A 22,275-nucleotide genomic window follows, 5' to 3' on the forward strand; every position below is an offset into this window, starting at 1 on the left:
GAGAGTGTAATGAAACCAATAGGTAAACGAACTCAACGTGATTATTCTCTTGCCTTTAAACTGGCGGTTGTTGACCAAGTAGAAAAAGGCGAGCTCACCTATAAACAAGCTCAATATCGATATGGCATACAGGGGCGTTCAACTGTTTTGGTTTGGTTACGTAAGCATGGTAGATTAGATTGGTCGGAAGGTACGCCCAATACTCTTTATAAAGGTGCTGCTATGAACCAAACCTCGGAGCAACAAACACCTGAACAACGCATTAAAGCCCTTGAAAAAGAGCTTGAGGAGATGCAGCTCAAAGCTGATTTTTTTGAGGCGGTTGTCAAAGTGATGGATAGGGATTTTGGAGTTCGCCTCTCAAAAAAGCGCAAAGCCGAGTTATTAAGGAAAAAACGGTTGAAAAACTCACCGTAACCAAAGCTTGTCGTTTTATGAAAATCACTCGGCAAGCCTATTACAAACGTCAAGATACGTCTGATAAGCGGAAAAAATTAGATGCAATTATTGTTTGTGCTGTGAAATCTGAGCGAACAGTTCACCCTAGGCTTGGGGTGAGAAAATTACACTTTCTTTTGAAACAAAAACAATTAATTATTGGTCGTGACCGATTATTTTCTTTGTTGAGAGAACATCGCTTATTAGTGCCTAATAAGCGGTCATATCATCGAACAACATTGAGTCATCATCGATTTCATCGACATCCAAATTTAATTAAATCAGGGTTTATCCCTTCACAACCGGAGCAACTGTGGGTTGCTGATATTACGTATTTATCCACACACGAAGGAGATACTTATTTAAGTCTGATCACCGATGCTTATTCGCGAAAAATAGTGGGTTATCATCTTGATGACAATATGAAAACAAAAGCCGTCAAGAAATCATTTGTACAAGCATTAAAAAAACGAAGTTCAACCACGACCTTGATCCATCATTCAGATCGAGGCTTACAATACTGTTCGTCGGAATATCAGGAAATCCATAAAAAACATAATATTCAATGTTCTATGACGGATGGCTATGACTGTTATCAAAATGCATTAGCAGAGCGAGTCAATGGGATATTAAAAATGGAATATTTGTTAATAAAGCCGAGAAATTTAGAACAGGCTAGGAGGTTGGTTGAAGAATCAATACAGATTTATAATGAAAGGCGACCTCATTTATCATTAAACTATAAAACGCCCGATGAGGTTCATCGAGCATTTTATACCTGAAAAGTTGTCAACCTATATCAGGACTAGTCAATATATTATTTTATCAATAACGAATTGTTATAAAAGAAATGGATAGTCAGTATAACCTTCTGCGTCTCCACCGTAGAAACTTTCAGGGCGCTGTGGATTAAGCTCAGCGTTCTGCTGAAGCCTAGCAACTAAATCTGGATTCGCAATAAAATCGCGGCCAAATGCAACTGCATCAATTAAGCCTTTTCCTATCAATGAGGCTGCTTTTTCTGTGGTGTAAGCTCCCGCGCCAATAATCACTCCACTGAAACGTTCACGAACTTTTTGACGAAAATCCTCTGTGTAAGGTTGCCCTCCAGCCCAATCAGGTTCAGACATGTGGATGTAGGCTATCTTACGTTTCTCAAGTTCTTCAATTAAATAGAGCGCATCTTCTACTTCATTTGGTCCATTATCGGTATTTTGAAAAGAGCCAATTGGGGAAATACGGATACCGATACGTTCTGAACCCAATTCATCACAAACTGCATCCACCACCTCTAAAAGAAAACGTGCACGGTTTTCTCTACTTCCACCATACTGATCTGTTCTATGGTTTGCTGATGGTGATAAAAATTGATGTAGCAAATATCCGTGTGCTGCATGTAATTCAATCATATCAAAGCCCGCTTCATTTGCATTAGCTACAGCTTTACGGAAATCATTAACAATACCCGGAATTTCAGATAGTTCTAAAGCACGTGGTGTCGATGTATCAACACGGGTAATATTACCATTCTCATCACGCAATGAGGTTCGTGTACCTGAATTAATTGCTGAAGGTGCGACAGGCACTTGCCCGTTAGGTTGTACACTGGTATGTGAGATACGTCCTGTATGCCATAACTGTACAGCAATATGCCCTCCTGCTTTATGAACATCTGAAGTGATTTTTTTCCATGCTGTGATTTGTTCGGCACTATAAATTCCCGGAGCCCCTGCATAGCCTTTAGCTTGCGCTGAAATTTGTGTTGCCTCAGTGATAATTAATCCAGCAGTTGCTCTTTGCTGATAATATTCGGCCATCAACGGAGTTGGGATATCACCAGGTTCAATACTACGTAATCGAGTCAGTGGAGCCATAAATATACGATTGGGCGCAGTGAATGTACCTATCTTAATGGGTGTAAATAGTTTTTCTTGTAACATTTAACCTCCGAAAATTAGACCGGTCGACTAGTAACTAGGAAAATAAAAACGCCTATTCACTTTCAGGCGCTGTGATTAATTTTTCGATATGTGAAATGGCGCTTTTTACCGGCGCATCACTACGTAAAATTTTGGCTTGTAAATTTGCTCCAAGCCATAATGAATAAAATACTTGTGCGGTTGAAAATGGATCTCCCTGAAAAGAAAGCGACTTTTCTTCTCGGCCATTTTCTAAGGCCTGAGCTAACAATGCGATTACTTGGCTAACCCCATTATTCATCGCTGCATTCATGTCTTCTGATAAATCGCAGACTTCAGCTGACAATTTAACGGTTAGGCAACCCTTTACATGTTCTAGCAAACAAGTATTGTTTAAAACATTTCCATAATAAGTCAGAAAACGTTCCCGATAGTTCCCTTTCCCATGCTCAAAGTGGTCAGATAAGTCTTGCAAATAACCTGCATAATAGCGTTCAAGCATAGCAACGCCGAATGCCTCTTTTGAGCGAAAATAATGGTAGAATGACCCTTTAGGTACTTCAGCGGTTTTTAACAATTCACTTAGCCCCATCCCAGTAAAACCAAGGTGGAGGCAAAGGCGTTCGCCAGTGGTTAAAAGGTGTTCACGGGTGTCATGTTCAGTTTTTCTGTTCATGTGGATACCATAATAGACCGACCAGTCTAATGCAAGTGTGTTTTATAGAAAGATTGGATATATCTTATATATTTTTCAGTATATTATATTAAAAACAAATACATGGGTGAAATGTGATTTTTGAAAATATTGATAATGATATTCGTGAGCAAGTGAAAGCAGCTTGTGAAATCATTCAACAAAACATTGGAAAACAGCTTAACAGTATTCATTTATATGGCTCAGCTCTACTTGGAGGATTAAAACCATTAAGTGATATCGATTTATTGGTGACTGTAAATGCCCCTCTTTCAGAACAACAGCGTAAAAATTTAATGACGCAATTTCTGAACATTTCGGCCTGGCCCGGAGCGGATCCACAATATAGAGCATTAGAGATTACCATATTACTCAATGACACCATCAAGCACTGGCATTATCCGCCTAAACGTGAATTGCAATTTGGCGAATGGCTGCGTGATGATATTAACGCGGGGATTTATGAAGCACCTCAAATTGACCCAGATATTGCGATTTTAATCACTAAAATTCGGCGACATAATATTGTTCTATTTGGTGATGAAGCAACGATAAATTTTCCAGCCATTCCTCGTGAAGATCTCGCTCAAGCCTTTATATCGACGTTAGACCAATGGAACGCCCCTGCTGATTGGGAGAATGACGAATGTAATATCATTCTTGCTTTAGCGCGCATTATGTATACGCTCACTACTGGTGAAATTGAGTCCAAATCGGTAGCTGCCGATTGGTTAATTGAGAGAATTTCAGAACCTTTACATCAGCAACTGATTATGGCTGCGAAAAAAACCTATTTAACGGGCGAAGTATTCGATGCTTCAAACAAAACCGCCATTACATGTTGTATTTTAGCGATAAAGGCGCAGTGTAAGCATTTAATTGCAATACAAAATACGGATCATTACGTGCCATAATCGCCATACAGGCGTATAGTGACCTCTGGTTTAATTTTGATTAACTATAGTTTTATTTATGGAATTAATACATTCACAACAAAATATCCGAGAGATATTAGCCACAGATACTCCGCTAATTGATGTTCGGGCACCGATTGAATTTAATCAAGGTTCAATGCCCGCAGCTTATAATTTACCATTAATGAGTGATGAAGAACGTTCAGCGGTAGGCACATGTTATAAGCAACAAGGATCTCAGAAAGCCGTTGAACTTGGTCATCAATTAGTGAGCGGTGAAATTCGTGATAGGCGTATAGCCGCTTGGCGCGATGCATGTATTAAAAACCCTCAAGGCTATATTTGCTGTGCTCGTGGTGGAATGCGTTCACACATTGTTCAACAATGGCTTCATGAAACGGGTATCGATTATCCACTCGTGAATGGAGGCTATAAAGCAATAAGACAAACGATCATTGAATCGACCAAAGAGTTATTACAGCGGCCTACTGTTTTAGTTGGTGGATGTACGGGTAATGGTAAAACGATATTAGTACGTGAATTACCTGATGGTATTGATCTTGAAGGTATTGCACATCATAGAGGCTCATCGTTTGGTCGAACTTTACAGCCTCAATTTCCGCAAGCAACATTTGAAAACTATTTGGGCGTTCAATTACTGAAAAAATCTTCACATACTGCACGTTGGGTATTCGAAGACGAAAGCAAAGCGATCGGAGCAAACAGTTTACCAGAACCATTACGTCATAAAATGGCTACAGCTTCATTAGTTGTTGTTAGTGATCCTTTCGAGCAGCGGTTACAGCGGTTAAAACACGAGTATTTTGATAGTATGACCCGCGATTTTTTACGCTGTTATGGTGAGGAACAAGGCTGGTTAGCCTATAGTGAATATTTGCATCATGGCTTATCTGCGATACGCCGTCGCTTAGGTTCTCAACGTGCGTTAGAGCTAACAGCCTTATTAGACATAGCCTTAATTGAGCAGAAAAAAACAGGCTCCACAGAAGCCCACTTTACTTGGTTATGTCCCTTGTTAAACGAATACTATGATCCTATGTACAATTATCAATTAGATAAAAAACAGGAAAGAATAGCTTTTCGGGGAACTTATTCAGAAGTATTTGAATGGCTAACCACACATTAGTGTAAAACCTAAAAAACAAATCGCTTTATTAAATAATAATTATGATATTTACGTTAAAAATCAAAAGTTTTTTTGTCTTTATACGAAAAAGATAACCCACCAATCGTGGGTTATCTGCTATCAAATTAGTTTACCTCTGCGGGAGCCACTTTTTCAGGAACAATACCATACAATTGAATCGCCCGCTGAACTTCAGTTCTTGGAATGATATTATCATCGGCTAATAGCTTCAGTGCCGCAATAACAATGAAATGACGATCAACTTCAAATAATTCACGCAAAGCTTCACGAGTATCTGAACGTCCAAAACCATCTGTACCTAATGAAATAAACTTACGTTCAGGCAAATATGGCCTTATTTGGTCACCGACTATTTTCATATAGTCTGTTGCAACGACGACAGGTCCTGAGTGTGGTGCCATCAATTGCTCAATATAGCTTTTTCTCGGCTCCTCTTCTGGGTGAAGCATATTCCAACGTTCCGTTGCCATGCCATCACGTCTTAATTCGGTTAAGCTCGTTGCACTCCAAATATTGCTCTCAATAGCAAAGTCCGCCAGCAATATATCTGCGGCCGCTAAGGTTTCATTCATTATTGATCCACTGGATATCAGCTGTACACGCTTTTCACTATCCGTAGACTGCGCTGTGGATTTCAGCAAATAGGCCCCTCGTAAATTGCAATTGCTATAGTTGCAATTGCAATCATGGTAAAAGTGACTGTATCCTTTTATAATTGCAATTGCAACTTTTTCCGGGACTTAATAAATGGCGAATAGTGATGAGCAAAAAACCTGATTTATGGTTTTCTTTCGTAAGAGCCCATAAGTTAATTATTAGAAAAATTGAAGCGAAATTAGCTGAAGCAAAGCTCCCGATATATGCATGGTATGATGTGCTTTGGGGCTTAGAGAGCGGTAAAGATGGAACTCGGCGTATGCATGAGCTCGCTGATGTGGTTGTAATTGAACGGTATAACTTAACTCGACTTATTGACCGCCTTGAAAAAGAGCAATTGGTCGTTAGATCACGTTCAGATGATGACCGCAGAGCTGCCTTTGCTACTATTACTGAAAAAGGAAAAGCCCTTAGAAAAGAAATGTGGGCAGTTTACCAAACTGTGATCAAGGAGCATTTTATTAGTCAGTTTAGTGCAGACGAAATCACTCGCTTTGCTGAAGCTTTAGATGCCTCAGCAAGAGAAGTTAGAGATTAATTATTTTCGATACCTAAGAGATGGATTGCATTTTCTAATATATCGGTAGACAGTTTGTGCTGTTCAACTAATCTTTTTAATGCACATAATGCGATCCATTCAGGCTGAGGATAACTCGCTTCTCCATGTATTTGTGGATCTGAACCGATTGCGGTGAACTTAGCAGTAACAAACGGCTTGATTTGGCTAGCAATTAAATAGTTGTAATCAGTCACAGCAATAACCGGCCAATCTTCTTTTCCAAAGCACCGTTCTATATGTGATTTGACTAACGGGTTTTGAACATTTTGTTGTCGATTATAGGTAAGTTGCTCTGCATCATAAGCGAGCCGAGTATAGCTGGGGCAACTCCAAACTTCACACTCAATATCCCAATGATGTTTAAGCAAATGAGCCGCTTTTTTTACTCGCTCTAATGATTTACCAGCCCCACACAATCTGACAACTAAATTTTTGTGTCTTTTTTCAGGGGTACTTATTTGATACATACCTTTATAAGCATCGACTATGTCACTATTGGTCATTGGTGAAAATTCAGAAACTTGTTCATGAGTCGCAATATAAACCATTTTTTGTTCGCCATCTAAATAGATAGTTTTTAATGCTTGCTGCATTATTGCGGCGGTTTCTTGAGCATTAGCAGGATCAAAAGGCAGCCAATTCTTCATAGTGGAGAGTATTAAAGGAAACCAAGCTTGCACGCCTTTCGGCAATTCAATATTAGATTTATCTGCACTATTGAAAAAAATACCTTTGCGATTGGTTTCGACTTCTAATGAAAGTAATGTGGAGATAGTATTACTGTGCAAAAATAAAACAGGGGTTTCTCATAACTGCCTACTTTATTTTGAAACCAAAGTGGCCAAGCTGTTTTTAGTTTATTCGTCTGTCCTTGCTTTGATTCATCGCCAGAAACCATCCACAGAGTATCCAATTTACTTAATAATTGTCTAATATTGTTGATATAACAATCAGGAGAGGTTTGTATTTTTAAAACATATTGTTTATATAAATCAATCTGATTAATGCAGGCTTGCACAGCTTGCCTTGTTTTAACTGTTGTCGAAGGCATCTTAAAATATTGGGTTAACATACTCTAGCCTGAAACACAATTGCATTTGCAATGATTGTAATTGCAATCATATGAAGAGTCAAATAGATAGATAGCGAAACTGTGTTCGTTGCTAAGCTGCTAAAAAAAGGGAATAAAGGGGAGTTTTTGAATCAACTAGACATACAGAATCCACGTTAAGGACTCTGTATCGGGCAGAAATAAATGCGCTAACGTGTAATTAATCTATGATTTAACGAAGGCCTCGACGATGGTTATTAGATGACCAACTGAATGTTTCATCACTAGAAACTAATTTATCTTTTTTCTTTTGTGCTCTGGCTTTTTTAGCGGCTAACTCAACTTCTTTAGATATTTCAGTGACTATTGCCGTCTTTACCCTACTGTGTTCCGCATTCGTTAATTCACGCCCCAATTTTTTTCTTTCCTGACCTAAGCGTGTTTTTACTCTAAATAACTGCGCTTCGGTCATCTCTTGTAGCGTTAACATCTTCATTTTATCACCTCGGTCATCGCGTAGGAGATAATAATATAACACTGAACAAACCATGCTGACTATGAAGAATATCAATAGAGCTGATACCATAACAACAATGATGGTATCAGCGTTGCTATTGGTTAGTGTTACTTAACAGCTTCACCGCTGGCTATCACTGTTTCACGCACTTGTTGTGCGAATTTTTGGGCTTCTTTGATAATCACTTTTTCATCAACGGTTAGTAATTGGCGATCTTTCATTAATACTTTGCCATCAACGATAGTATGACGGACATCTCCGCCATTTGCCCCATATACTAATGCGGCATATGGACTATACATTGGAACCATATTGGGGGCTTTAGTATCAACAACAATAATATCGGCTAACTTACCCACCTCCAAAGAACCAAGTTTATCTTCCATATGCAATGCTTGAGCTGATCCCATAGTCGCCATTTTAACGACCGTCAATGGAGGCATGGCAGAACGATCTTTATTCTCTAATTTATGAATTTTCCCGACTAAGCCTAACTCGTTCATGGTGGTTAAGGTATTGCTCGACATAGGGCCATCAGTACCAAGACCAACACGAACGCCCTTTTCTAGCATTTTTGTCACTGGGGCAACACCTTTCGCCGATTTAGTATTTGCACTGATATTATGGGCTACGCCAACATCATATTGCTTCAATAAATCAATGTCTTTGTCATCAACCATAATGGCATGAGCTGCGATCACTTTATTATTTAATGCACCGATATCAGCCATATATTGAACAGGACTTTTCCCTCCCGTACGCTTAGCTATTTCCGCTTGTTCACGGTCAGTTTCAGCTAAATGGATTGTGACGGGAACATCAAGTTGTTGCGAAAGCTTGGCTATTTTCTGTAGATGCTCCGTAGAATTGGTATATGGGGCATGAGGCGCGAATGCAGGTGTAATGCGCGGATGATCTTTATATTGATTAATAAAGTTCATAGCATAAGCAATACCTTCATCTGCATTTTGTGCATCCGCAACAGGGAATTGGATCACTGATTCACCAAGAACTGCTCTATTCCCCATTTTGTCGACAGATTTCGCGACTTCATCTTCAAAATAATACATATCAACATAAGTAGTAACGCCGCCTTTCACCATTTCTACGTTACCCAAGTTCGCCCCAATCCGTACCATATCACGTGACACCATTTTATTTTCAAGTGGGAAGATATAGCGGTGAAGACGATCAGGTACATCATCTGCCAATGAACGAAACACGGTCATTGAGGCATGAGTATGGGTATTGATTAAGCCAGGCATAACAATATCGCCATCAACATTCAATACATCTGTGGCTTGGTATTCCTTGGCTAGCTCAGCGCCACCTACGGCAATTATTTTATTATCCTTTATCACCACAGTGCCATTTTCAATCACCTTATTTTGAGGATCCATGGTGAGAACGGTTCCATCAACAATCATTAAAGATGCCTCTTTGATGGCATAACTGGAAAAAGAAGTAGCAATAATAGTTAATGCCAGCACTGATTTAGAAAAAGACATAATGACCCCATAAGAATTAAGATATTTAAATATGATACCCTTATGAATAATAGAGATAAACATGCATATAGCGGTTACAGTCCCACAACACCCGCTACCAGTAATAAACTAAAGACTACGCCATCCATAGTCGTGATCATATTTTGCGATAAATCAGCTCATCTATACCTTGGATAATTAATCTTGAGGCCAATCCCCCAAGTATCACCCCTACTACTTTTCCAACGATTTTATGGATCCGTGAGTAGGTTCGCCTTACTGATGATAAAGAAAAGGTTTGGCACAAAATAATGCGCCAAATAAGTGACGCCGTCACAATACCTAGCCAGATCACGATTTTTGTCCACAGCGGGGTATCTGCATTTAGCGTTGTTGAAAAAATACTGATAAAAAACAGAATAGTTTGTGGGTTCGATAAATCAGAAATTAACCCTCGCCTAAAATAAATAATAGTGTGCAATTTTTCGGTTTCGCTATCTGTATTTAAATTGAGCTGTGTTTTATTACGAAAAGTCGAGATAGCATAATAAAGTAAATAAGCCCCACCTAAAATTTTAATAATAGAAAAGAATTCACCAAATTGTGTCATTAAAGCCACTAAGCCAAATAGCCCTAATCCTGAATAAATGGCATTACCTAACACAACACCATAGCCACACGTTAAACCTGCCCGCTTCCCCGAACTCAATGTGGTTTGTACAACGACAAACAAATTCGCTCCAGGGTTAAGAAATGTCAATATAAACAAGAACAACGTGACAATAATGCTATGTAGAGGATCCATACGTTAGCCACCTATTAATTAGAAAGTTATAATTCACCTGAAACTTATCATAATGTTTAACACTATAACTCAAGCGTAAATTACTTTTCTTTTCTGACTTCACAAGCTTAACGAAAAATTAAGGTTTAACTTTGGTTTATGGTAATCAGCACTACGTTTCATTATGTTACCGGCAATGCTACTCAGGGAACATATGTATTTATGAGACGTTTTATTACTACTTCATCTTTACTTTTTTTTTTATTTATTTCACCAATATCTAATGCAGAAAATATGCGTTTGAGTGTCACTCAACCACAAAAAACTCAATATGTAGACACACTTTCTTTGCCCGGTAAATTTGTGGCAAAAAATGAAATAGCAATTGGTTCACCACTACAGCAACAAATGGTCATTGATGTGTTTGTTGAAGAAGGTGAATCGGTTGAAAAAGGTCAATTACTTGCAACTTTAGAGTCACCAGTGCAAAGCGCCGCGGTCAAACAATTGCAAGCAGAGACTGAAAAAGCAAGTGCTTATATTAGGCAGCAAAAAGCCTTATCAGAACAGTCACAAAAAGAACTTGCTCGCTTAAAACCCTTGGCACGCTCTGGTGTTATTTCAGCTAATGATTTTGAAAAAGCCAAATCAGAAGCATTAGCCCAATCGGCTATGCTTGAAGCTAGCAAAGCAGAATTACGTCAATTGCAGGCACAGCTTATGAAAGAACAGAGCCAGCAAGATAAATCGCGAATTATTGCTCCTGTCGCGGGGGTGATCAGTGAACGCCATGCGATACGCGGTATGTTATCTGATAATCAATTGCTATTTAAAATCATTGAAAACGATGACATAGAATTTGAAGCACTGGCGCATGCCTCAGAGTTAAAACGCTTATCGTCAGTTGAGACAATTGTATTAACAACCTCAGATAAACAGCAGTTTTCAGGGAAAATACGCTATATCTCACCTAAATTAGACAGTATATCGCAGCTAGGGAAAATACGCGTTTCATTAGACTCCGACAAACCACATATTCAAATTGGTGAGTCAGGTGTAATGACGGTCAGTAATGCAGCAAAAATGCAAACTACTTTGCCTTACAGTGCGATTAGAACGCTTGATAATGGCGAACGGGTTATTTTCACTGTCGATAACAATGTCGTGAAATCGCAGAAAGTCACTGTTGGTAGAATACAGGCTGGAGATATTGAAATCCTTTCACCATTACTCGCTGACCTTGATGTTGTGACCAATGCGCAAGCGTTTTTAACAGAGAATGATACGGTTACACCAGTAAGGGCTAAGCCATGAAATTACAGCTATCGTCTTGGGCGATAACTCGCCCTATCCCGACTATTGTCATTTTTTTGGCGCTGACCATCGCAGGTATATTTTCATTTATTAATTTACCCGTGACTGCAAATCCTGTCATTAACTTTCCAATTGTCACCGTAACCGTTACTCAAGATGGCTCATCACCCACCGAACTTGAAAATGCGGTTACCAAACAAGTTGAACGTGCCGTTTCTGGTATTCCAGGTATTCGTCATATTTCATCTACTATTACTGAAGGTGTTTCAACCACTACCGTTGAATTTGATTTAAATATTGATTCATATATTGCGACCAACGATATTCGCGAACAAATTTCGCAAATTAGAAGTGATTTACCACAAACTATCGATGAACCGTTAATTAATCGTATTGATGTCGAAGGAGGGGCAATTTTACGTTATGCCGTTGCATCGGATAGTCAGTCAATTGCCGATTTGTCTTGGTTTGTTGATGATACAATTAGCAAACAACTTATTATGATCCCCGGCGTACAAAAAGTTAGCCGTTTAGGTGGTGCAGAAAGTGTTATACGTGTTGAGCCTGATGCAAATAAACTAGCTGCATTACAGCTTTCAATTGTTAGCCTTAATGAATTACTGCGCAGTGTGCATCAAAATTCAGCAGGTGGCTCATCTAAATATAACGCATTACAACACACCATCCGTGTGTTAGGCGAAAAGAATAATATCGATGAAATCAAAAATATCCAGTTACCTGTTGGTGAACAACAATGGATTAAACTTGATGAAATTGCGACCATTTATCATGGACAAAAAACCTCGAAAACTTTTTCCCAATTAAATGGGGCCGATGTAGTTGGTTTTGCGGTTTTTCGTGCGAAAGATTCGAGTGATACCGTAGTCGCAGCAGGTGTAGATAACGCAATTGCAGAGTTAAAACAAAAACATCCTGATATTGAGATTCAGCTGGTTTCTTCAACCGTCAAATATACCGAATCCAGTTATCATTTAACTATCCAAACGCTATTAGAAGGTGCATTCTTAACGGTCATCATCGTTTTCTTCTTTTTAAAGAGTTGGCGAGCCACCTTAGTGGCCGCAGTGGCTCTGCCTCTATCAATATTACCCACCTTTTTTATACTGGCGCTATTTGGTTATACATTAAATAGTATTACCTTATTAGCTTTAACGTTAGTGATTGGTATTTTAGTCGATGATGCTATTGTTGAAATTGAAAATATTCAAAAATATATTGAGCGCGGAGAACGCCCTTATTTAGCGGCATTAAAAGCATCAGATGCGATTGGTTTTGCCATTGTTGCTATTACATTAACGATTGTTGCCGTATTTTTACCGGTTAGCTTTATTGGTGGTTTCGTCGGTAAATATTTTGTTCCCTTTGGTATCACCGTTTCTGCCGCCGTATTGTCCTCTTTATTAGTGGCTCGGTTGGTTACGCCATTAATGGCTGCATATTTGCTATTACCCAGCAAAAGAACTATTACAGAACACACGACACCACAGTGGATTGTGAACTATACAAAGTTGTTATTGGCTACCTTAAAGCACCGTAAATTAGCACTTTCATTGGCACTGATGTTCTTAGTGGGTTCTGTTTCAACAGTCGCTTATTTACCTGCTGGTTTTATGCCTGAAGGTGATATTAGCGTTAGCCAAATTGAGGTTGAATTACCTCCAGGTACACCTGTCGAAGAAACACAGCAAGCTATTATTCATATGGCATCATTATTACACCAGCGAGAAGAGATTAAATCTATCTACACTATTGCAGGGATCAGCGACGATGCTGAGGGTATCGCTCAACATAAAGGCCAATTAATTTTAACGTTAACTGAACCCGATGAAAGGGAAATGTCACAAAAACAATTCGAAAACTCGATTGCACATTTACTTCAGCAAAGCCCTGACGCTCGTTACACTTTCAGTAATAGTGATGGCAATAAAGAGTTTTCACTCACCTTTACAGGTACAGACCCACAAGAACTAGAACATCAAATGCATATATTGCGTGACAGTATTGCTAAGATAAAAGGCATTAATAATGTTCGCGTGGTTAAGCCATTATTGCGTAAAGAGCTAATCGTTAAACCAATTACTCGCGATCTTGGCCGTACCGCCGTTAATGTCGATGAAATCGCCAATACTTTGCGTGTTGCTACAATGGGAGAAGCTAATTCACGAAGTGCGAAATTTAACTTACCGGAACGCCAATTAGCCTTACAGGTGATATTACCCGATTACCAGAAAGATGATGTCAACGTTTTGAATAATCTTTATGTACGCAATAACCAACAACAAAATATTCCTATAAAGTCGATAGCAAATATTGATTTTAGCGATGGCCCATCACAGATTGACCGTATCAATCGCTCCAGAAAAATGTCAATTGAGGGTAACTTAGAGGGATTAACCTTGGGTGAAGCGTTAGAAAGTGTCATGGCATTACCCGAATACAACGCTCTACCAACGAGTGTGACTCAATTAGAATATGGCGATATGGAATATATGAATGACATGTTCAATCGTTTTAGTACCACAATGCTATTTAGTATTTTACTCGTTTTTGCCATCTTAATTATTTTATTTAAGGATTTCATGCAGCCTATTACTATTTTAGCTGCATTACCCTTTTCCATTGGCGGTGCGATTATTGCTTTAGTGTTATATGGTGCCATGATTGATTTACCGGTGATTATCGGTATTTTGATGTTAATGGGGATCGTGACTAAAAACTCAATATTATTAGTCGAATTTATCTTAGAAAAAGAGCGTTCGGGCTTAAGCCGTGAATTAGCAATTGTCGAAGCCGGTCAAGAACGGATCCGCCCTATTATTATGACAACATTTGCCATGATCGCAGGAATGATACCATTAGTATTAACGACAGGTGCTGATGCAGGCTTTAGAGCACCAATGGCTGTTGCTGTCATTGGTGGGTTATTAAGCTCTACGGTATTGAGTTTATTATTTGTCCCCGTCATTTATAGCTTTATTGATGACCTAAAAAAGAAACTATTGCCGCTACTAGCGAAGTTTACATCCGTAACAAAAGCAGATCGTGATGTAAAACATTGGTAATAAATAAAAAGGGCTTAATTGCCCTTTTTATTTAAATAATTAGTAAAACAAATAATTTCTAAGTCTATTTATTTAATGTTCTATATTGGGTTTGTTCAATGACCCTATGAGCCTGCTCATTTTCTTGATTTGTGGTTTCTATCACTTTCATTTCACTACTGCCCGCAGGTAAGGCTCTATCTAATGTGAGCTCAGCATCTGACTTCGCAATAATATCTTGTAGTTGTTGATGTTGATGACACCAAATAGCATCAACATCATGATCACGTTGGGTATCGCGCTGCGAAGAAAATGCAACAGTACGTGCTTGAAAACGAGTTTGTTTCCCTCCAAGCTCCAAACCATAGCCAGGCGTAGCCGGATGAGTCACCACCACTTGGCCATTTGCTAGCCATGAGGCAACAGAACTATCACGCACTTCATAACCTAATTTGCTAAGCCCTTCAAGGACGATGGTACGCTGAGCTTGAGTGACAATTTGTTGTTCTAATTGCGCTATGGCGGCTTCTATTTGTATGATCAGTTGCTCAATTTGCATAATTGAAGCGCTTGATGATAATTGACTAGCTTGCTGGCTGAGTAAGGTGAATTCTGTGCTGTTAAAGCTATTGAGCTCATCACTAACTTGTTCTAACCGTTCCATCAGTTCAATACGTTTTTGACTGTCATGTAGCTGTGCGGCGATCGTCATGATCAATGAGTCCGCGCGAACATGGCGCTGGGTACCTTCAGGCATTAATTCAATTTCAGCTAACGTCTCTGAATAGCCTATAACTTGTTGTTCTCCTGCTAAAATCTTTACTTTTTCAATCATCAAAGCAATCTGTTCACACTGCATAGAAAACGGGGTTTGTGGAACTCTACTGTGCCAAAATACGTTCTTGCTATCGGACTGAGCTTTTAATTGTTTAAGTAACTCACTTTGATGCGTTGAAGGAATCCGTGCGAGATTTTCAATTAATGAAATTGCACGGAAAGTTAGATTGGCTAACTGTTCTTGATCTAATGAACTTGCTCGTTGCAACTCAGTCATTAACGCGGTTTCATTAGGAGCTTGCTGTTGTAGTAGCGTAATCAACCCTACAAGGTTGCGTTGTCGATGAAATTGACTACGAGCTTGCGCGGCTTGTTCTTCAATCACTTGCTCACGAATTTGACGCATTTCACCGTTAAGACTTGCAATAAAACTCTCCATTTTTTGATTAAATGAAATGAGTTCTCTCGATTTGAGTCGATATAATCGTTGGCTATGTTCCACTAACTTTCGATGCGCTGCGATGAATTGATCGGTTTTTGCATCTTTGTTATGTTGCTGTTCGTTGAGCTTTTGCCATTGTTTAAATACCCGATTCATGACTGCAAGTTGACGTTGGCAAAGGATTTCATGCCTTTCTCGTACTGAAATTTGATAAACCGCGGAGCTCATATTTAACCTATTTAATCATTAATGATGCTTGATGAATTGCTGCAACAAGTTGTTGTTGTGCCTTTTCTCGCTCGTAATACCATTCTCTCAGCGAGACACGATGGCGAGCCACTACAATACGTTTTAATACCCCTTCTCGCCAGAGTTCTCGTGAACGCGCACGCTGCAATAACATATGGTGTGGCATATCGCATTCTACCCCCAATAAAAATTGCCCAGTGGCTTCATTTTCAATTAAACAATCAAAATAAAATACCCCTACTTGCTCTGTAGGTGCAATTTTCCAACCTTGAGAACGAATAAATTGGGTGACGGATCCAACAAATGCATCAATCTCTACTTCGGGTTGCGTTTGTGCCGCTTGCGTATAACACATTCGATTGAGCAATTTACTGTTTTCTGCTTGCATTAATGGGTCACTCAAGTTTTTAGCGTAAGCTAAATAGCCTTGTAAATAATCACGTGGGATCTCAGGTTTCCGATATGTCGTGAGTAAATCTGAAATTTCATCGATTGGCATTGATGACATGATCACCACTTGTTGACGCGCCCGAGTGATCGCGACATTTAAACGCCGTTCGCCTCCAGTTTGCCCTAATACACCAAAATTACGCCTAAATGTTCCTTGTTGATTACGCCCAAACGTGGTGGAAAATAAAATCACATCACGCTCATCACCTTGGACGTTTTCGACATTTTTCACAAAAAATGACATATCTTCATCGTTGGTTTGGCGTTGAGCTTCTTCACTGTAGGCTTGATGAAATTGCTCGTCCACTAGCGCTTTAGCTCGAATATGTTGATTAATCAATTGAGCCTGTTTTTGGTTAAAGGTGACCACACCAATAGAAGGTCTTTCATTAAATGGGCGCAACCAAATTTGAGATAAGTGCTCTACAACTGCTTTTGCTTCATCTTCATTACTTTGATTAACATAAGTACCATTAACGGTGATCAATCTTAATGGTTTAACATCATTCACGATTTTCGTGGAGTGTTGGGCTGGGATATTCAACCGATTTTCATAGAATGCGTAGTTAGAGAAGTTAATCAATTCACGGTAGACTGAACGATAGTGAATATCGAGAGAATATACGGGTAATACCGTACGTGCTAGATGCAACAGATCAGGACAATCGCTAATTTGTCGGTAATTCCACTGCTCATCCGCTTGCTCTTGTTGATCTTCATCTTCATCATGTTCATCATCATCGGTGAGTTTTCCACTAAAAAATTTTGATGGTGGCATCTGTTTTTCATCACCACTGACAATCGCCTGCTTTCCTCTAAATAAGGTTGGTAATGCATATTCAATCGGCATTTGTGATGCTTCATCATAAATGACACTGTCAAACAGACCTGCTTTAAGTGGTAGAATCTGACTTGCTACATCCGGTGTCATCAACCAAACTGGACGCAATTGCATTAATCCAAGCTCACATCCTTCACTAATAAATTCACGAAGACGCCTAGCTCTCGGTCCTGTTAGACGTGTAATTGCTTCCCATTCACGGCGGCTAGCTAACATTAATGTATCAATATTGAGAGTTAACGCTTGCTTATTATGCCGTTGTAATTGATTTTGCAATTCAGCGAGTTGAGCAATCTGTTCTGTGACTTGATTATTATCTAAAGAAAGTACGGGTGATCGGGTTTCAATTTTATTTTTAGCCGATAACAAAAAGGCATGTTTAACCGTATTGGCTAATTTACTTACCCAATGAGAAGAGTGATCAGCCTCAATCAACGGTCGTAACAAAGCCAATATTTGCCAATTTGCTGGTGAAAAATGCGCGGTTTCAGCCCTAAATTTTTGAAATCGAGCTAGCTCAGGTAACGCTTTTTTTAACTGTTCAATAGCTGTCGCTAATGAGTTCCCCGTCATAATAGCATCTTTAAATTGTTGCCAATAAGTTACTGTTAATACAGGTTTTAGCCTATCCAAAATAGCTAAGCTGTTTTGCCTTGCTTCCGCTTTGTCGATAGCCGCTTCTACTTCGCGGCATTGCTGCATAAATCCAAGTCGTTGCAGTTGAACAATGGCCGATAAAAAATGTTCTGGTTGTGGATAATTTGCCAAAGTGGCCGCATTTTGTTCAACTTGTCGAAGCTGTTCAATTAGCGAGCTGAGGGTTTTCTGCCATAACTGTATCGCTGGATTTAGTGGCTCAATGTGTAATTGATGGAAGATAGGTAATAGTTCTTGATATAACAGGCGCCATTGTTGCTCGGTATTAATCGTTTTTAATAAACAATCAAACTTAATAACACTACTGTTCATTCCACTGGAAGCAACGAATTGAGCGAGTTTGTTTTTTCGACTGTAATAGAAAGGATTTAAAAAACGTAGAAATGAGCCGTGTAATTTCTCCGAAATAGCACGTGACAGCTGAGATAATGTTAAATTATCCAATGATGCCAATAGCGAAAAATAATGAGATTCTGTTCCTGTGGTATCAATGCTGCTTAAGCGGTTATTTAGCTGTATTAATTGCTCTATCACCGTAGCACCAATGGTTTGTTTACCCTGCTCATTTAAAAACAAGGTTAGCCACTGCGAAAAGTCGTGCCATTGATCGGGGGTCAATAAAGCAAACTGTTGTTTGCACTGCTGGTAAGTTGTTCGATGATCTAGCAATAGCTCTATATTTATTTGATGTTCAATGCCACTCTCAGTGCTTAAACGCTGAGTTTCTGCCGCGATAAACAATGGAAAAGTCTGCTCAAACAAGCGGTATTCTGGATCATCAAGGTTAAATTGCGCTATTCCATTCAATGGACTTTGCTCATAATTTAATGCAAACCAGTTAGGGGCATGAATATTAATATCATTGATAAATTGAGTGATACTGTTTTTGTTTTGTAAGACTAAAACAGATTGTATTTGATCAATATCCAGCAAATAACGTTCGGCTTTATCAGCAACCAATAACCCTGATAATACCTCTTTATATGACAATTTTAATTGGTCATCATCGGTATACATTGCCTGATAATATTCATCAAGCGTATTTTCACACTGTTCAAGTGTTTGATTAACTTGCCGACGTTGATTGCGCCAATCATCATCGTGTAACTCGGTTGCCAATTTAACCCATAATTGTTCAAGTTGTTCTCGAACTGCCTGAATAACTTCTCGTGATTTCTGATTTTGATTAATCATTAATACACGATCTGCCAATCCACTAGCAACTAAGCGTTTATAAACCACCTCTAATGCAGCGGGCTTTTGACAGATAACTAATGCCGTTTTCTGACGACCAATAGCATCAGCAATTAAGTTGACAATCGTTTGGCTTTTCCCTGTTCCCGGAGGGCCTTCAATTAATAGTCCGGTTCCTTGGCGAGCAGCCTGTACTACCGCCTCCTGAGACGGATCTGGCAGTGATAAAAAGTATTGGTCTTTAGTTTGTTCCTGTCGTGCCCCATCTATACTTTGTTGCTCATTGAGGTTGAGCATGGTGGCTAGTGCTGTTTGATTAATACTTTGTGAAGTAATTAATTGCAAATCACTGCTGATGGCTTGCCCAATAAATGAAGTATGGAACAACACCGCCGAGCAAATAATTTGTGCACTGTTTTCGGGTACATTTTCAGTAATAGAGGGTAATGGTGATAAATTAAATTCTCTCACGGGCAAAAGCCCATTGAGCATTGTCATTGTTTCTTCAACACTTAAGGCGGCTTGCGAAAGAATATTATCTAACGCGTCTTGCCATTCACTCACTGCGGGGATCCCAACAAAATTAGCCAGCGCTGGGTTAATGCGGACCGCTGCTCTATCATTATCAAAAGCGAGTTGGACAGGTCCTCGTTGTAATTCAGAAGATAAAATAGATACGGGCCATAAAAATAATGGCGCAATACGTGGTTTGATTTTATTGGGTTGGGTATTCAGGAGTAAAAATGGAAAACCTAAATACATGCCATTGATACCGGTGTCTCTTTGGTACAATTGCGTATCTGATTGCAATGCCCACAAACGTGAATTAACGCCTTTACGCTGTAACAACAAATCACTATCAATCGTGATTGCACGGCTTTTCCGATTAATTAAATGCTCTAATAGCTTATCAGCACCTTGGTGTGAGCTCGTGCACTCAGTAAGGTCAACCCGACCGGCTGTAGCCGTTAAACGCATACGGACAAGGTTACCACGTTGGGTAACAGAGGTGAGTTTTTGTGCGAAAAAGCCAAGAACTTCAAGGATATACTTCTGTGATTCTGGAACTTGCCATTGCTCAATTGGGACGGCTAACATCAGCAAAACCTGCGGGAGTGGCAAGCGACGCGTTAATAAAAAAGTGTCAGCCCACTGATCAATATCCATTACACCGAGTCGTTTAAAACCATCTAATCGTTCTGCTAATAATTGAAATAGCTCATTACGTGGTAAAAGCAACTGCTGCTTAGCCACTTCATGGTCAAAATGGGCAATATCATATTGTGTAGCCAATTTAGCCGCATCACTTATAATAGTGTCTACCGCTATAAACTGCCCAATATCAGCACTGAGTAGTAAAATATAATCATCTTCTTGTGGCTTTTGTTTACCAATGAGTACCCTTAAGCTGTCGTTATGTGTATCAGGGAATTGCTGATGAAAAATATCCCAACGCGCCATTAACTGGCTGGTAGAACTAATTAATAAATAGAGTTTTAAGCTTTCTTCATTGAGTGGGATTTGCTGTTGTTCTGCGCGCAGGCGGATCCTACATTGACGATGAAAAAGTTGAACCAGCCAATGTTGCTCGTCTATCGCTTGAAGTTGATTTGCTAATGGCTCACTAATTAATTGGTAACCCAACATTGGGTTGTCTAGTAGCCATGCTGGCGTGATAATTTCACCTTGAAAAACAAACGGAATATTTGGATTCAAAATCCGTAGCGCTAAGGCCAATTTTAGGTCAGGAATAATTTCTGTATTATTCATTAAACGCTGTAATTGCCCTAATACACTGCCCATTTGGTCAAATTTACTTAACCATGACGTGATTTCTCCACGGGTTAACAAGTCAATCGCATCGTCCCAATGCGCTTGTTCCGCTGCAACCAACGCAAATGTTTCTGGATGACTGAATTGGTATCCTGCGAATGACAAGTTATGTACTTGTTGCTGTATGTCGCTATTGAGCAATTCAGGAGCTTGGACAGGACGACCTTGTAACCAAGCTGAAACTTGAGGCCACTGCCAACGTGAAAAGCGATCTCTATTTAATAAACCACGTAATAAGAGTTGAGTACGGTCATCCAATTCACTAGGGAGCTCAATACCATTCGTCATGACATGAATCAGAAATGCATTATCATGGATATGATCAAAACATTTTCCACGGGTTAATTGCTCCAGCAAAATAATCCCTAAGCTCCACCAATCTGATGCGGCGCAAACCCCTCCTGCTAAGGTTTCTGGAGCGGTATAACGTGAAATATCTAATGGTGAGACGATATCAAGATCAAATTCAGACAAGCTTGCTGAACCATATTCTATAATAACAATATCGAGTGGTTCACGACTGCGTATTAATAGGTTAGAAGGCCTTAAAGCACGATGACGTAATCCATGTTCAGCAAATGTGGCTAATGCAGTTCCCAGCTCTTCAACTAATTTAGGAATTTCATCAGGCCGCCAAAAATCCCCTTGTTGGATAAATTGGCTAAGTGAGCCACCGGTTAACTGTTCAGTGACATGCCATGCTCTATTTTCCCATCGCCCTGTTTCATAAAACTGTGGCACATGCTCAGTGGGAATGAGTTTGAGTACTTGGTAAATCGCCGGATCAGGCTCTTCCCCCTTTTGGTACAGCGTTAATACACCAACTTGCCCTGTCAGCTTATTTGTGACAGTGTAACGCTCACGCGCGCTATCAATTTCATTAATACGTTGATCTAGACGCCAGTCATCTATATATCGGTGAGAAGTTATCTCTTGTTGCTGCTCGCGACTATCATTGGATAACGCTGCATCAGCACCGCATTGTAGGCAAATAAGATCACTGGGGTCCATTGGATGACCATTGACGCAAACTATCGCGTCTGATGTCGATACATCGACAACCTTATCGCCCGCTGAAATGTGATCGCCGGTAACTTCGCTTTGCTGTAATGGCGGTTGCCAACTTTCATCCTGAATGGTTTCAAGAGTAAGATCCCAACCACAAGGTTGATGATTAATTTGCCCCTCACAAAAAATCTCCGTTAATGGGCGTTTTGTCTGGCAATGAGGGCAAAAACGTATCATGGTCATCCGCTATTCCGATCCAC

At 39.6% G+C, this 22,275-nt stretch carries 16 protein-coding genes; 6 read left to right on the forward strand and 10 right to left on the reverse strand.

All coding sequences use genetic code 11. The annotated features are described in order from the left end of the window. Positions 1–9: 9 nt before the first annotated feature. Positions 10–1,220 (forward strand): IS3 family transposase gene (locus JI723_RS10145; protein ID WP_319069321.1). Its coding sequence is split into 2 segments (ribosomal slippage): positions 10–358 and positions 358–1,220, totalling 1,212 coding nucleotides; the frame shifts between segments, so codons are not numbered across the junction. Positions 1,221–1,277: 57 nt separating this feature from the next. On the opposite strand, the gene nemA is transcribed toward JI723_RS10145, so the two are convergent. Then, positions 1,278–2,378: an alkene reductase gene (nemA, locus tag JI723_RS10150; RefSeq protein ID WP_337979353.1), complete on the reverse strand. Its 1,101-nt coding sequence runs from the start codon at positions 2,376–2,378 to the stop codon at positions 1,278–1,280. 52 nt (positions 2,379–2,430) lie between these two features. Next, on the reverse strand, positions 2,431–3,033 hold the full coding sequence (locus JI723_RS10155) for a TetR/AcrR family transcriptional regulator (RefSeq protein WP_070928027.1): 603 nt from the start codon (positions 3,031–3,033) through the stop codon (positions 2,431–2,433). Positions 3,034–3,146: 113 nt separating this feature from the next. Between JI723_RS10155 and JI723_RS10160 the strand changes: the two genes are divergently transcribed. Continuing rightward, the gene (locus JI723_RS10160) at positions 3,147–3,965 is read left to right on the forward strand and encodes an aminoglycoside adenylyltransferase family protein (RefSeq protein ID WP_272579862.1); all 819 of its coding nucleotides are present in this window, start codon (positions 3,147–3,149) and stop codon (positions 3,963–3,965) included. Positions 3,966–4,023: 58 nt separating this feature from the next. Continuing rightward, on the forward strand, positions 4,024–5,112 hold the full coding sequence (mnmH, locus tag JI723_RS10165; RefSeq protein WP_272579861.1) for a tRNA 2-selenouridine(34) synthase MnmH: 1,089 nt from the start codon (positions 4,024–4,026) through the stop codon (positions 5,110–5,112). A gap of 125 nt (positions 5,113–5,237) precedes the next feature. On the opposite strand, the gene JI723_RS10170 is transcribed toward mnmH, so the two are convergent. After that, complete coding sequence (locus JI723_RS10170; RefSeq protein ID WP_272579860.1) at positions 5,238–5,774, reverse strand: transketolase-like TK C-terminal-containing protein; 537 nt, start codon at positions 5,772–5,774, stop codon at positions 5,238–5,240. Positions 5,775–5,893: 119 nt separating this feature from the next. Here JI723_RS10170 and JI723_RS10175 point away from each other — a divergent pair, with 119 nt between their 5' ends. Next, positions 5,894–6,328 carry a MarR family winged helix-turn-helix transcriptional regulator gene (locus JI723_RS10175; protein ID WP_233445675.1) on the forward strand — a complete coding sequence of 145 codons (435 nt, stop codon included), beginning with the start codon at positions 5,894–5,896 and terminating at the stop codon, positions 6,326–6,328. Here the strand turns inward: JI723_RS10175 and JI723_RS10180 are convergent. The 5 genes from JI723_RS10180 to JI723_RS10200 all read right to left on the reverse strand — a co-directional run bounded on the left by JI723_RS10180 (position 6,325) and on the right by JI723_RS10200 (position 10,209). After that, a complete protein-coding gene (locus tag JI723_RS10180) occupies positions 6,325–7,137 on the reverse strand; it encodes a transketolase-like TK C-terminal-containing protein (RefSeq protein WP_337979354.1) in 813 nt (270 codons plus the stop codon). The genes JI723_RS10175 and JI723_RS10180 overlap by 4 nt on opposite strands. Further along, a complete protein-coding gene (locus tag JI723_RS10185) occupies positions 7,101–7,421 on the reverse strand; it encodes a hypothetical protein (protein WP_337979355.1) in 321 nt (106 codons plus the stop codon). Before JI723_RS10185 ends, JI723_RS10180 begins: the two co-directional genes overlap by 37 nt. A 211-nt stretch (positions 7,422–7,632) precedes the next feature. Continuing rightward, positions 7,633–7,896, reverse strand: coding sequence for a YjbD family protein (locus tag JI723_RS10190; RefSeq protein ID WP_070928017.1), 264 nt, complete (start codon positions 7,894–7,896; stop codon positions 7,633–7,635). A gap of 128 nt (positions 7,897–8,024) precedes the next feature. Continuing rightward, complete coding sequence (locus tag JI723_RS10195) at positions 8,025–9,425, reverse strand: amidohydrolase (RefSeq protein ID WP_272579858.1); 1,401 nt, start codon at positions 9,423–9,425, stop codon at positions 8,025–8,027. A gap of 136 nt (positions 9,426–9,561) precedes the next feature. Next, a complete protein-coding gene (locus tag JI723_RS10200) occupies positions 9,562–10,209 on the reverse strand; it encodes a LysE family transporter (RefSeq protein WP_070928014.1) in 648 nt (215 codons plus the stop codon). A 201-nt stretch (positions 10,210–10,410) separates the two neighbouring features. Between JI723_RS10200 and JI723_RS10205 the strand changes: the two genes are divergently transcribed. Both JI723_RS10205 and JI723_RS10210 read left to right on the forward strand, forming a co-directional pair. Then, on the forward strand, positions 10,411–11,502 hold the full coding sequence (locus JI723_RS10205; RefSeq protein ID WP_272579857.1) for an efflux RND transporter periplasmic adaptor subunit: 1,092 nt from the start codon (positions 10,411–10,413) through the stop codon (positions 11,500–11,502). Continuing rightward, positions 11,499–14,585: an efflux RND transporter permease subunit gene (locus JI723_RS10210; protein ID WP_272579856.1), complete on the forward strand. Its 3,087-nt coding sequence runs from the start codon at positions 11,499–11,501 to the stop codon at positions 14,583–14,585. The genes JI723_RS10205 and JI723_RS10210 overlap by 4 nt, the downstream gene beginning before the upstream one ends. Before the next feature lie 64 nt (positions 14,586–14,649). On the opposite strand, the gene JI723_RS10215 is transcribed toward JI723_RS10210, so the two are convergent. Beyond that, on the reverse strand, positions 14,650–16,011 hold the full coding sequence (locus tag JI723_RS10215; protein WP_272579855.1) for a hypothetical protein: 1,362 nt from the start codon (positions 16,009–16,011) through the stop codon (positions 14,650–14,652). A gap of 7 nt (positions 16,012–16,018) precedes the next feature. Beyond that, positions 16,019–22,258 (reverse strand): AAA domain-containing protein, encoded by a 6,240-nt coding sequence (locus JI723_RS10220; protein WP_319066093.1) that lies wholly within the window; start codon positions 22,256–22,258, stop codon positions 16,019–16,021. Positions 22,259–22,275: the final 17 nt, after the last annotated feature.

The sequence above is a fragment of the Providencia manganoxydans genome, assembly GCF_016618195.1.
GTDB classification, from domain to species: domain Bacteria; phylum Pseudomonadota; class Gammaproteobacteria; order Enterobacterales; family Enterobacteriaceae; genus Providencia; species Providencia manganoxydans.